This window comes from Acinetobacter sp. WCHAc060025, assembly GCF_004209355.1.
Taxonomy (GTDB): Bacteria; Pseudomonadota; Gammaproteobacteria; order Pseudomonadales; family Moraxellaceae; genus Acinetobacter; species Acinetobacter wuhouensis.
In genome coordinates, this window is the sequence record NZ_SGSX01000011.1 from 23,727 (window position 1) to 37,310 (window position 13,584).

Genomic DNA, 13,584 nt, shown 5'->3' on the forward strand with positions numbered 1-13,584 from the left:
TAATGCTTCGGGAAATTGGTTAAGCTTTAGGAGGACGTAGAATTTCTTGCCAATGCCCTGCGAGATGCTGTGCTTGGTAATGAATTTGTAGAGAATTTTGTTCGAGATGATCTTGCGGAACACTCAATTTTGGAATGTCAGTATTGAACCAGACAATTGAGGACTGACAGGAGAATAAAGCACAGTTTTGACAATCCGCATGTTGTATGTGCTGAGATTGAATCAGTTGATTATGACAATCCGTTAAATTCTGTGAAGAGTCATCGTTCTGCTGATTCTGCGCTTCCAGATCTGCACAATGCTGCTTCATATCCTGTACTGACATGTTTTGCATCAGCATTGCATGGCTTGTATTTTGCAGATTTTGAGTTTGATTCAGTTGCATCTCTTGATGTTGCATTTGCATACTGATCTGCATGGTTTTTACAGAAGCTACAGACACACCACTCCACCCTATGGCAAATACCATAAGACAAACAAACCAAGCCTGTTTGCAGAGTTGTGTGAACATGATCCATCAATCAAGTGAGAATTAACTTGTTTTAGCATACCCAATAATTTGAGGAGTGGCAAATCGCGTAAAGCCATTCAATACGTATTTAAAAGTCTAAAACTGTATCCAAACGAAATCAGTTATAAAGTAAATTATGCCAATGAAAAATCATCAACCGCTTATCCTGTCAGTATTTGGCGCCTAATAATCAAACAGCATGTTTGTAAAATACAGATTAAAAATAAAACAGCAATTTTCTTGATATTTAAATTAAAAAAAGAGCCCGTTTGGACTCTTTTTAAACTTATTTTGTATAAGTCATAAGCAATTGATCTTATTTTGCTTAAATCATAAACAATTTATCAGCAAGCTTATCTACACAGTTATCCATATAGTTATCTTCAAACTTATCCACAATTTTATCCATATTATTGTGTAAAAGTCTAAGCCTTCTGTGAACCTGCCAATGCCAATTCAGCACGCATCTCATCAATCACCGCTTTATAATCAGGCTTACCGAAAATCGCTGAACCTGCCACAAACATATCTGCACCCGCTTCTGCAATTTCACGGATATTGGCCGGTGTTACGCCACCATCGACTTCCAAACGAATATCACGACCTGAGGCATCAATGATTTTACGTGCCTGGCGTAATTTATCCAAAGTGCTAGGAATGAATTTTTGCCCACCAAAACCAGGGTTCACACTCATCAACAGTACTTGATCAACTTTGTCTAAAACATAGTCTAAATAATGCAAAGGTGTTGCAGGGTTAAATACTAAACCTGCTTTCGCGCCACCATCTTTGATCAATTGCAAAGAACGATCGATATGATGTGTTGCTTCAGGATGGAAAGTAATAATATCCGCACCTGCTTCTAGGAAGTCACCGATCATACGATCTACAGGTGAAACCATAAGATGCACATCAATTGGCGCTTGAATGCCATATTTTTTCAAAGCTTTACATATACCAGCACCAAAAGTTAAGTTCGGTACATAGTGATTATCCATCACATCAAAATGCACAACATCTGCGCCTGCAGCTAATACATTGTCAACTTCTTCACCCAAACGAGCAAAATCAGCAGATAAAATAGAGGGTGCAATTAAAAATGGCTTGGACATGGATCAACCTGGCTTGAAATATGGGTTTTCTCAATTATAGCAAATTTCTGGCTGAACTTTGCTGAAAGCCTGCGATAAATCGTCCAAGCCATGATTGGCATTGCAATAATGCAACGAAGCGTTCTATTTAAATAACAGCCTGAGCCATGTTTTTTTGCTAGTTTTAAGTGGGCTCAGGAGTAAATGAGAATGAAAAGCAATACTACTATTCAAACTGATGATGCAAAACGCGTTGCCAAACGTTTATTGAATCATTGGAAACACAAATTTGAAGTGGCTGAAACAGATGAAAAATTCAGTATTTTCATGCCCGATGCGACTGTGATTTTACGTCCACACATAGATCGTCTTATTGTCGAATTAGAGACCTCACAAGAAGATGATGCTCATTTACAGCATGTGATTATTGAACATTTAAATCGAATGGCACAGCAAGAATTCACGGTGGAGTGGCAACATCAAGCTTAAGACTTCGCTTGATGTTATCCTTTGGAATCAAAAATAACCTTTAAAATCAGGTTACTTTTTTTGCTGTTTTTCAAAATCACGTACCATCTGAATCCGTTCAGCAGTCGCAGGATGTGACGATAAAGCTTCAAAAATCTCTAAAGAAGAATGTTTTTCATCAGTTTCATTCTGCGCAGATGGCGTACTTGCAGCAGATTTTTGATCGGCTTTATTCGCTTTATCTTTTCCATCCGATTTTTCAGCCGCTTCAGTTTCATCACTTAAGCGCTGTAAAAAATTAGCGAAATGAGAAACTTCGATCCCCTTACGATCCATTAATTTTAAAGCATACATATCTGCTTCTGACTCAAACTTGCGTGAATAATTAGCACCGACCATTGCCATCGGTAAAGAGGTGAATAAATCTGAACTATCCCCTGTCATCGCGATATACAACACACTCAATCCTAAGCTGGTTAAGCCCTGTTGTAGGCTGTGTCGTTGAATCAAATGCCCTTGCTCATGTGCCAAAACACCGAGAATTTCTTGATCACTATGTGCCATTGCAATCAATTCATCTGTCACAATAATGGTATTGTTTGGCAATGCAACAGCATTTGCACCTAAATGGCTACCTTCACGGAAAACTAGTTTTGCAGGCTTACCCTCGGCTATGGTCGTTAGATACTGCTGAGTAATTAGATCCTTTTGACCTTTCGCTAAAGTACTTGGTGCTGTCCAATTGTTGAGGACATATTCTTCCGCCTCGTCACCTAACTTCTTCATGCTATTTTCAGGCAATTGAAATGCCACATAATGCGATGCGGTAGGAACACCCCACTTAACCAATCCAATGACAAAAGCGATGACAAAAATAACACTGAATATAATTAACGAGGGAGAGCGTTCTAATTTCCAAATGGAATGATGAACATTCTTCGTACCTAAATTAAACCATTCAGGTAACTCACCTTGAAACTCGATACGGGCATCATCATTCAGTTCGATAATGGGATTGAGCTTCCCCAAAGCACCGATCAAGGTCATATCGTTATATGCATAGCGCTTCTGGAGCTCTAAACGCTCACCATAACGCAGCACAACCTCTGTTTCAGATTGTGCTGAAAGTTGCGCATGATATGGTTTTGATACCACACCATCATAAAAAATTACATCAATTGATCGCGACATCATGATTTAACTCATTCTTTTATAAAGACACATCAATATCGAAAATGTCACTAATTTCTTCGGCAAGTGCACTTTGCTCTTGTTGCGCTAAATTCATCATTTGATCTGGATCGTCATACAACGTTAAGCTCATTGATTCAACTTGATAACGATGAATACGAACCGCCGCCCATGCCGACATTAAGCCAATGGTAAATATTTTAGCAATCCAATTTGTAGCCACAATCCAAGCATAGCGCCATTGATTACAGTCTGTTTTAAATTGGCTGTTACCAACAGTGGTATTGTTCCAAGTGGTAATAAAAATACGCGCAGAGATTAAAGGATAGACAAACAATCCAATGATTATGTACGCACCAAAGAAACCGAACATAAAGAAGTTTGGCGAAAACCCAACGATCGAACCGATGATGCCAAAAAATACAATTGAAAAGGCAATGAGAATTCCAATCGCCATAAAAATAGGGACATATACAGCTGCCATATACGCTGACCAATCTGCATGTAATTTAAATTCTAATTGTCCCGCATAGAGATGATTGAGATAGTATTTTTTATACATCCAAATCGCGACAGGTGTAAATATACCCAAGGTAAAAATATAGAGCAGAATACTTAAAATAAAAATCTTATAAGACTCTTTGGTTGTTCCGCCAAAATAAAAACGACTATTACCAAACTTACTATTTCTTGCGGTAAAACGTAAAGTTGCACGGATCAACCACGGCACAGCCGCATATAAAACGATAAAACCAACAACCGTTGCGACCATTGAATACTGGGATGACACAGAGAAAGCAGCATAAATCCCAAGTGCAATCAGACGCCCAACCAAAATCTTAGTGGGTATTCCTGTAAAATCGAAGCGTCTACGAGAAAATTCTGTATTACCATAAAAATAACGTAAGCGACGTACTTTTGCCCATGGGGCATAAAGACTTAAGGTAATAATCGTCAGCAGGATATTCACAATCCAAATGCCAAAATATTCCATCGCATCGCCATGAAATCTAAAACGACGAACAATTGGTTGGTGTAATGATGCTGTTGGACTTTCTGGCGGTGTAATCAGCGTAGTATTCGGCTGATCTGGAAAAGGTGGTGGAATCTGATCTTGCATTTTATTCTCTTTATTCAATTATTTGATTCAAATTAAAGTGATATATTAAAAATTAACTCAGTCAGTTTATCGTTTTTTTATGTTGAAAGAAATAGAGCAAAAAGCAAACTGAATTTGTTTTTTGCTCATTTATTTATTTTCTAAAAATGAATCAATTATTTGGTGAGTTGCAAAGCATGAAATTGCAAATGGTCATCAATAAAGCTCTGAATAAAATAATAACCATGATCATAACCTTCATGGAATCGCAAGGTTAATTTTTGCCCCACTTTATCACAAGCTTGTTGATACTTTTCAGGATGCAATTGGCTATAAAATTGATCTTGAATCCCCTGATCAATCAATACTTCATCAAACAACTGTCCTTTGGATAAAAGCAATTGTGTTGCATCATGTTGTGCCCATTCAGACTGATCATTTCCAAGGTAATTTGAAAACGCTTTTTCACCCCATGGACAATCACTTGGCGCACAAATTGGGGCAAAGGCTGAAACAGATTTAAATAAATTTGGATATTTCCAAGCCAAAGTCAAAGCACCATGACCGCCCATACTATGTCCAAATATACCAATCGCATCAGATTGAATAGCAAGCGCTTTAATCACTAAAGGATATAATTCATTGGTGATAAAGCTTTCCATTTGGAAATGTTCAGCCCACGGTGCTTGTGTTGCATTGAGATAAAAACCTGCACCTTGTCCTAAGTCCCAAGAATCACCTTGAGCCACATTTTCACCACGCGGTGAAGTATCTGGCGCAATTAAAATCAGACCCAATTGAGAAGCCAAACGCTGCGCATGCGCTTTGATAATAAATGTTTCTTCGGTACAGGTTAAACCTGCTAAATAAAATAGCGCAGGGCATTTTTGCCCTTTTAAAGCTTGAGGCGGAATATACGCTGAAAATTTAGTAAGCCCTTTTAAATGAGTGGACTGTAATTGGTAAATACGTTGTTCGCCGTCAAAACAGATATTTTTACTCAAAAGTTCCATGTCTTGATTATTCCCTCAATAGATTTTTTTTCAATCATGATCCTATGATCTATTCTCAGTACGATCATAGATCTAAATTTCATGACAACAGTGCATAACAACTTTAGATCGATATTAAAAGATAAAGGTTAAATTTCGATATAAGTAAAACATAACAAAAATGACTGCAAGCTCTCCAGATCAATGTGATCCTCATTTCAGCACACATTTTAAATTATGGTGCCTTCACAAGCTGATTCTGCGGAGCGTCTAACTTTATATTTTGAGATTGGGCGGTGGTCACAACACCTTGTTGCGGAAATAGACGCTGTTCCAACTGAGGCAACATCATTTCCATATTTTTACCAATCACCCATTGTGGTTCTGAAGGATCAAAACCTTGCGCACTTTCCCATTTTGCTACAGTTTCAGAAGCTTCTTGGAATGCACCTTTTAAAGTACTTTGTTCGCGCATTGCTTGATCAAAGAAAGCTCGACCGAAATAAGTATAATCCGCTTCATTTGAACAACCAAATGATGCACGATCTGCGGCTGATGCTGTAATGATCAAGGTATCTGGAGATTGTAATGCGGATACAAAACTACCTGAGTAGCATGCAGAAATCACAATCACTTTCCAACGAATGCCTGATTTATCTAAAGCATCTCTTAGCCATTTCGGATCAACATCATCTAAATCAATCGGTTCATTTTCCAACTCAAAACGATTCGGCAAACCATGTGATGTCATATATAAAAATAACACATCACTCTCACGATTCATTTGCTGACCAATACGACGTAAGGCAAGATCAATACTGGTCTTAGATGCAATTGGTGTCTTATCAATACTTTCAGGGTTATTCACCAATTCAAGAGAACGCCCAAAAGTACCGAAACGCGTATCAAATTGTTCTTTAATTCGATCAATTTCAAATTTAAACACATCTTGATAACTTGCCCCCGCAACACCTAAGAAATACCAATGGGTCTGCGCAAATTCTCCAAATTGAACTTGTTCCAACGCTTTATTGAGTAAAGGCGCTTGGGCATAAAATGCGTTTTCAGTAATACTTGGCGGAACTTCTTCAACTTTCCAAATCGGCTGTTCTTTAATCGACACTTGCCAAACAGATAAAGTAAAGAATGTCGCCACAAGAATGAGTGCACGCTCCCACCACGGCCATTGTAATTCACGTGCAAAAACCCAAACCACTGCAAGGCTTTGCCAAACAAACAAGACAACAAACAGTATAGGAATAAAGCTATAAAGAAAATTAGGTAAGAGGTCTTGATCACCGAGATATTGGATCAGACATTGAAACAGCATGATGTGGGTATCAAGTACTAACCATAACAAAGCTGGTACTAACATCAAACGCGGATTATTGGTTCGTTGAGATAAGAAGATCCCAACAATCAACGCAATAAATGGCCACAGCGCATAACTGACCAAACCTTGACGGTTGAAAACACCACCATCCCCTGCGACCAACCAACTGAATAAAGTGTTGGCACAGCCACCCAACAGTCCCCAAAAAATTAATTGGAGAATAGACGGTCGAACAATTTGTAAAGACTTTCGCGACCCTAGAAATAACCACAATCCTGCACGTTGGTTACTTTTTAAATCATGCCAGAAGTTAATTGAGGGTTTGAGGTCTATCATAAAGATTCTGTTAAGGCGGTGGCTTCAATCAGCCTAACTAGTTTAGGCTTGGCTAAAAATTTATCAATGCTTGATTTAACTATATATCAATAATTCGACTATTATTGAAACAGTTACCAAATTACTCAACAATCTTGTCAACAAATGCGCTGTTAAAATATGCATCAAAACGACAAGCATCACCTAGCCATTGATGATCCGTCGATTGATCATTTAGAAAAACAGCTAGTCTAGGACGTTTTACCACAACTCGCTTGGCGATTTGTTGAGCTAAGACTAAAAGATGATCCCCTAGATCCATTTCGCCATCTTCGGGTAAAAGCATATGTAACAATTGCATTTGTTTTTTCACTTGCGCTTGTTTTTTTATGGCTTGTTGATTCTGATCACGTTGCGGAAACATCGGATCTAAATAGACCACATCGACTGTTTTATGCTCATCAATGTGTTGTTGCAAATAGGCATTTGAATCAGAAAAGACCAAATGAATGCGACTGACCACTTTACTGAGAAAAGGATCTGATTCAGCTTGTTTTTTTGAATCTTCGAGTAAGGTGAAAAGAATAGGATGGCGTTCAATCAAGGTCACATTTGCACCTAAGTACGCCATCAATAATGTGTCATGTCCAAGACCCGCTGTCGCATCAATTAAGCTAGGCTTTTCTGAAATATTACATGCACGTGCAATCATTTCAGATTTTAAACTGGCTCTTTTTAAGCGTGGAATTTCAGCTTTCCAGTCCGGCTGCATTTTCATGCCATTGGCACTTAAACTAAGCCCTGCATCATCAACACACAGCGCCATCTCAGGATTTAATCTCAAAAAACGTGCATTTAACTTTTCAACGATTTCAATGTTTACAACGACCCCACGTAAAGAAAGCACAGTTTGATAAGACTGTGCTTTCTGAATAAATGCGGTTTCAGTAAATAAGCGAATTTCGCTTACCATAATTTCCAACCTGTTAATGCAAACAATAAAATAATTAAACCTGATGCGATGCGATACCAAGCAAACACCATGAAATCACGTTTAGCCACATATGCCACTAAAACACGAATCAGAATCAAAGCAGAAACAAAGGAAACCAATGTACCAAAAGCTAAAACAACCCAATCTTGTGTTCCTTGGAAAACATGATAGCTTTGATATAAATCTAATAATCCTGCACCGACAATCACAGGAATACCAAGGAAGAAAGAAAACTCTGTTGCAGCTTTACGTGAAACACCCAGCATCATTGCACCGATAATAGTTGCACCTGAGCGTGATGTACCAGGTACAAGTGCTAAAACTTGTATCAAACCAATATAAATCGCTTCTTTAATGGAAATATTATCAACTTCTTGAGCATTTACTTTTGGCGGATTTTTCTCTACCCACCAAATAATTAAACCACCAATAATCAGCCCTAATGCAATGGAAATATCATTAAACAAATAGGCTTTTACCGCTTGTCCAAATGTTAGCCCCACCAACATGATTGGAATAGACGCAAGGATTAAACTAATCCCTAAATGTCGACCTTTAGGTTCACCAGAAACTAGTCCAGTGGCTGCTCCCCAAAGCTTTGCCCAGTATTCATAAATGACCGCTGCAATCGCGCCCATTTGGATCGCAATGACAAAAACATCACTTTTTTCTTTGGTCCAAAAGTTCATTAATTCTGAGGCAAGAATTAAATGCCCTGTACTTGAAATAGGTAAGAATTCAGTAATACCTTCAACAATACCCATGATGGCTGCTTTAAGAAGCAGTAAAAGATCCATGTTAAATCCTAAAATATTAAAGCTATAAAACTATTATGGTTTGCCTTGTTCTGGAATTTTTTTCCATGCATTATCACGTAAATATACAGGTAAGGCGAGTTCAGCGCTGAACCATTGCTTTTCAATTGCATCTTGACGAGCAATCGTTGCAATATCTTCAGCAGTTGCAGTAATGCTTTGAAACTCTATTGCATCAGCCTTAATTAAAGCTGAACCAGAACCAATTAAAGTATATTTTTGGTACTCAGCAGCTTGCTGATAATCTAATAATTTTTCTTCATCTACAAGTTGCATAATGTTATTTTGATCAAGCTTAAAACTTGCGATATACACTTCATGCATACGTGCATCTAACACAGCCGTGACTTCAACCAATTGAGCATCACGATAAGCCGCCTGTGCCAATGCTTGCAAGGTTGAAACGGGTATCACAGGAATATCATTTGCCCATGCCAAAGCTTGAGTCACTGCCGCATTGATTCGCACACCACTGAAAGAACCAGGTCCACGACTAAATGCAATCGCGGTTAATTGTGAATTTTCAATTTGGTTTTCAGCAAAACCTTGCTCAATCATCGGCAAAATGGTTTGAGTTTGTGCCTTTGCTCGCGTATCGAGTTGAAAATAAAGTGTTTGAGTTTCATCAACAAGTGAAACGGAACACTGCTCATTGGCAGTTTCCAACGCCAGCAATTTCATGCACAACCTTACTGTATTAAAAATGCAGTTATGATACTCCACTCATCTCAATAAAACGAGGATTTAGAGATAAACTCAATCAGAGAAATTTACAAGATTTTGCTAAAATAATAAAAGCCAAGTATCAATACTTGGCTTTCAATAAGAATCTAAATGCATTCATTGAGTCAACACTCACTCAAATGTAAATTCTTCTAAATCCACGAAGTTCTTATAATGTTCTGCATAATGTAAAGCACTCATTTTCAACATGGCTTCGGCATTTTCATCCAAAGTACGTATGACTTTGCCTGGTGAACCCACCACTAATGAGTTGTCTGGAATCACTTTGCCTTCTGGAATCAAACTATTTGCACCAATAATACAATTTTTCCCAATTACAGCATTGTTCAAAACTACTGCATTGATTCCTATCAAACTATTATCGCCAATCGTGCAACCATGTAACATCGCCTGATGCCCAATCGTGACATAATCACCCACTGTCAGTTCTATCCCTGTATCCGTATGCAAGACTGCATTTTCTTGTACATTACTAAAATTACCGATATGAATTTTTGAGTTATCAGCACGTACTACAGCACCAAACCAAACACTAACTTGCTGACCTAGCTCAACCTGCCCAATCACTGTTGCATTGTCCGCAATCCATCCATCAAATGGTGCATGCAAAGCCTTTGGCGCATAACCTTTAAATTTATACATCATAACCCATTCATTCCTTTCATCGGTTGTATTAGAGCGCTTGTGTTACAAGCTCATATCTTATTTTTTATTTAAAATTTCTGATTTAAATGACGGTGAATTCAATAAAAAAGGCCAATTTTTTTGATAATCCAAACCATACTTAAACAACGCCATTAAAATTCGTGCGGTCAGACCCCAAATGATTTCATTTTCTATTCTTAGGCTTGGAAAATAAACAGACTGATGTGCAAGACGAACTTCATAAGGAATCGGCTGTGATTCCATCATCTTTTTTAACGGTGCATAAAAGATACGATCTATTTCTGAGGGTTGAGCTATCAGCTGAACATCCGGTGGAATCAAACCCACGATGGGCTTTACCGTCAAACCACTTTTAGCACGCTCCATCGGAAGATCGCCAATCAGTTTGACATCAAAGGGATTCAGCGCTGTTTCTTCCCATGCCTCGCGCAAAGCGACCACGATATTACTGGTATCATTTGGGTCACGTTTTCCGCCTGGAAAAGAGACTTCTCCTGCATGATTGTTCAAATAAGCAGAACGTCGTGTGAGCAATATTTTAGGATCAGCTTCTTGCGTAATTGCAATAAGTACTGCTGCTTTGGCTGGATGTGTTTTTGTGCCAAAACGAAGACGATTTTGCAACATTTGCGTTAACTCATAATCCTGCATGGACAACAACTCACTCCTTTTTGTTATTCCTCCATCATATATGAAATTTTATGGATAAGGCTATAAATGATGCGAAAGTAGAAATTTTCAGTTATGCTGAGTCATCACACATTTTTCAATGAAGCTTATGAGTTTTTGTACTGCTTGTGGTCATACAACAATAGAAAAAATTCCCTTAGGTGATCAAAAAGTCCGTAAAGTCTGTACAAATTGCGGTACCATTCATTACGTCAACCCAAAAGTGATTTGTGGTGCGTTGGCTGTTTGGGAAAATAAAGTCTTACTTTGCCGTCGTGCGATAGAACCACGTTATGGATTATGGACACTTCCAGCAGGCTATATGGAACTGTTTGAAACCATGGAACAAGGCGCTGCTCGTGAAACACGCGAAGAAGCCGAAGCCGAAGTGGAAATTGAACAGCTTTATTGCATGTATAACATTCCTCGTATTGGTCAGATTTATGTTCTATTTAAGACAACCATTAAAGATGGTGTCTTTGGTGCGGGTGATGAAACCATTGAAAGTCGCCTTTTTGAAGAGCATGAAATCCCATGGAATGATTTGGCTTTTCCAAGTGTAGAACAAACGTTAAGACATTATTTTGAAGATCGTAAAAACAATCACTTTCCAATGCATTTAGAAACTTTAGGTACACGTTTAGACCATACTGGTTAATGACTTTACCTATTAATGGACTTTCCATCGTAGTAATAAATAAACCCTCTATTGAGGGTTTATTTTATTTAAAGTCGATTATTTTGTCTTAATTGCATAACAACTGGTCAAGTTTACGGATAATGTACCAGATGTTCTTTTTGCTAAGTTCTGTTGTTCTGTCGTTGCCGTATTACCAGTCGCACTATTATAAATTGCTTGGTAAGCAGCACTGATATTTCCCCATCCAGCAGTAACAGCACCACTTTCCCCCCAGCTTGTAATATTTACACCACTGGCAACATTCTGATCATTAATCAACCTTTGAAGATTTAAACGAACACCACCCGAATATCGCGTCCCATTCAAAATCTCCTCTTCAGATGAACTTCCTGAAATAGGTTGAATAATTAAACTCTCATTAAGCCCTAAAACTGCACCATCAAGATTCTTAAAGATCGGATTAGCAAGAATCATACGCAAAGTAATTGATTTTTCAGCACTACCACTGACGTATGCTGTTCCTGTTGTTCCTATACGATACTGTTGAACATTTGTTCCCTTATCCAGATAAGTGATTGGATCTACGTCATTACATGTATTTGAACTTAAAGATCCATCCACACCTAAATTGGTTCGGATATCACCATTTTCATCGATCACAATACCTAATGTTTCAGCTGGAATCTCTGAATTATCAAAATTAAATTTAATATTTGCATACAGTGGGAAATAGTATTTTTCACCAGTTTTTACTGTATTCTTGGTTAAAAATACATTTTTATCTAAATAGTTAGCAGAGTTTGATTTAAAGACATCAATATTTCCCGTAAGTTGTTCACCATTTAATGTTTGACGCCATCGACCATAAACGGTCGGATCAGTAGGTGCGGTTGTTAAACCCGTTGCACTTTTATACATATATTCAGAACTTGCAATATTTGTATCATTCAGTAGAGTCCCTTGATAGATTTCTAGCTTATCTGAAGCATTTGGATTACTTTTTAAGGCTAATGGTGATTCAATTTTACGTGTTAACGGATTAATCCACCCCTGTTGAGCGCCAACATCAAGTTTCTGCGGTAACGCTTGACTGATTAATAAATACTTTAACAAACTCTTCGTAATTGTACTTTCTTTGCCTTCACTATCCACGATTTGCTTCGGTATTCCTACCCACTGCATCGCATATCCAGTTGTATAACCTGTACGATCTGTCACTAAGTACATATTCGCTATAGATTCTTTATTTGGATTTGATGTACTTTTTCCAGTAAATCCTTGCATATACTCTTCTAATGGACTGATCACATAAAAGTTTGTAGAGTACACATTCACTAAAGATTGTTTAATTAGTTTTTCAGCTACCGTAGAAGCTACCGATTCACTCACACTAGATACGTTAATCCAAGGTTTTAATTTTTCAACATAACTACCATCTAGAAAGTCAGCAACACCTACATTAGCAGAGATTAATTTAATATTATTTTTAAGATTTGCTGATAGTTCAATCGGTTGAACGTCACCAATTTGATTTGCCTCTTGTTGTTCACCAAGCGCTTGGAATACACGGGTTAAACCAACCATCACTTTAAACGTATCATCGGACATCGTCATACTTGTCGGTGCTTTACCCGTCATCGCACTCGCAATATCAATCAATCCAATAGCTGCTGGCTGACCAGCAACTTTTAGTGGACGTATTTTAGAAAGATCCACATCACCTAAAGTAATCCTACGGCTGGATTCTGAACCTTGTATATAAAATTTAGCTTTATCACCAATTAAACAACCACCTGATGCTAAGCCGCCTTCTATTTGTGTTTCAAAATTTTCGGTTGTATTTGTACTACAATCAAAGTTTAGCCCTTCGATCGGATAATCAACATAAAAACCTAAACATTTATCAGTAGAATCTGCATCACACCCATTGCTATAGACTGTGACCCCTTTATAAGGATCTTCATTTACTTTTGTTTTTTCTGCACCACAACCAATGAGTGCAAGTGTTAAACCTGTCAAAACAAATGGTGCTAAAAATTTATTCTTCATATTGTAT

The 13,584-nt window shown here is 37.9% G+C and carries 14 protein-coding genes; 2 read left to right on the forward strand and 12 right to left on the reverse strand.

Going from position 1 to position 13,584, the window contains the following annotated elements; translation table 11 throughout:
* Positions 1-19: 19 nt before the first annotated feature.
* Positions 20-511 (reverse strand): hypothetical protein, encoded by a 492-nt coding sequence (locus tag EXE09_RS10585; RefSeq protein WP_228257199.1) that lies wholly within the window; start codon positions 509-511, stop codon positions 20-22.
* A 425-nt stretch (positions 512-936) separates the two neighbouring features.
* A complete protein-coding gene (gene rpe / locus EXE09_RS10590; RefSeq protein WP_130117253.1) occupies positions 937-1,623 on the reverse strand; it encodes a ribulose-phosphate 3-epimerase in 687 nt (228 codons plus the stop codon).
* Between the two features lie 189 nt (positions 1,624-1,812).
* Here rpe and EXE09_RS10595 point away from each other — a divergent pair, with 189 nt between their 5' ends.
* A complete protein-coding gene (locus EXE09_RS10595) occupies positions 1,813-2,091 on the forward strand; it encodes a DUF2218 domain-containing protein (RefSeq protein WP_068974878.1) in 279 nt (92 codons plus the stop codon).
* 51 nt (positions 2,092-2,142) lie between these two features.
* On the opposite strand, the gene EXE09_RS10600 is transcribed toward EXE09_RS10595, so the two are convergent.
* The 9 genes from EXE09_RS10600 to EXE09_RS10640 all read right to left on the reverse strand — a co-directional run bounded on the left by EXE09_RS10600 (position 2,143) and on the right by EXE09_RS10640 (position 10,870).
* On the reverse strand, positions 2,143-3,261 hold the full coding sequence (locus tag EXE09_RS10600; protein WP_130117330.1) for a M48 family metallopeptidase: 1,119 nt from the start codon (positions 3,259-3,261) through the stop codon (positions 2,143-2,145).
* A gap of 19 nt (positions 3,262-3,280) precedes the next feature.
* Entirely contained in the window at positions 3,281-4,381 is a 1,101-nt protein-coding gene (locus EXE09_RS10605; RefSeq protein ID WP_130117254.1) for a YjgN family protein, read from the reverse strand.
* Positions 4,382-4,536: 155 nt separating this feature from the next.
* Positions 4,537-5,373 carry an S-formylglutathione hydrolase gene (gene fghA, locus EXE09_RS10610; RefSeq protein ID WP_130117255.1) on the reverse strand — a complete coding sequence of 279 codons (837 nt, stop codon included), beginning with the start codon at positions 5,371-5,373 and terminating at the stop codon, positions 4,537-4,539.
* A 214-nt stretch (positions 5,374-5,587) separates the two neighbouring features.
* Complete coding sequence (locus EXE09_RS10615; RefSeq protein ID WP_068974007.1) at positions 5,588-7,021, reverse strand: C13 family peptidase; 1,434 nt, start codon at positions 7,019-7,021, stop codon at positions 5,588-5,590.
* 121 nt (positions 7,022-7,142) lie between these two features.
* On the reverse strand, positions 7,143-7,973 hold the full coding sequence (locus tag EXE09_RS10620; protein WP_130117256.1) for a class I SAM-dependent methyltransferase: 831 nt from the start codon (positions 7,971-7,973) through the stop codon (positions 7,143-7,145).
* Entirely contained in the window at positions 7,967-8,791 is an 825-nt protein-coding gene (locus EXE09_RS10625; RefSeq protein ID WP_068974009.1) for an undecaprenyl-diphosphate phosphatase, read from the reverse strand. The genes EXE09_RS10620 and EXE09_RS10625 overlap by 7 nt, the downstream gene beginning before the upstream one ends.
* Before the next feature lie 33 nt (positions 8,792-8,824).
* A complete protein-coding gene (gene tsaB / locus EXE09_RS10630; protein WP_130117257.1) occupies positions 8,825-9,490 on the reverse strand; it encodes a tRNA (adenosine(37)-N6)-threonylcarbamoyltransferase complex dimerization subunit type 1 TsaB in 666 nt (221 codons plus the stop codon).
* Positions 9,491-9,664: 174 nt separating this feature from the next.
* On the reverse strand, positions 9,665-10,198 hold the full coding sequence (locus tag EXE09_RS10635; RefSeq protein WP_087553702.1) for a gamma carbonic anhydrase family protein: 534 nt from the start codon (positions 10,196-10,198) through the stop codon (positions 9,665-9,667).
* Between the two features lie 57 nt (positions 10,199-10,255).
* Positions 10,256-10,870: a CoA pyrophosphatase gene (locus EXE09_RS10640; protein WP_068974012.1), complete on the reverse strand. Its 615-nt coding sequence runs from the start codon at positions 10,868-10,870 to the stop codon at positions 10,256-10,258.
* A 127-nt stretch (positions 10,871-10,997) separates the two neighbouring features.
* Between EXE09_RS10640 and EXE09_RS10645 the strand changes: the two genes are divergently transcribed.
* Positions 10,998-11,546: an NUDIX hydrolase gene (locus EXE09_RS10645; protein ID WP_130117258.1), complete on the forward strand. Its 549-nt coding sequence runs from the start codon at positions 10,998-11,000 to the stop codon at positions 11,544-11,546.
* Positions 11,547-11,624: 78 nt separating this feature from the next.
* Here EXE09_RS10645 and EXE09_RS10650 read toward each other — a convergent pair whose 3' ends face one another.
* Entirely contained in the window at positions 11,625-13,577 is a 1,953-nt protein-coding gene (locus EXE09_RS10650; protein ID WP_130117259.1) for a hypothetical protein, read from the reverse strand.
* Between the last annotated feature and the right edge of the window lie 7 nt (positions 13,578-13,584).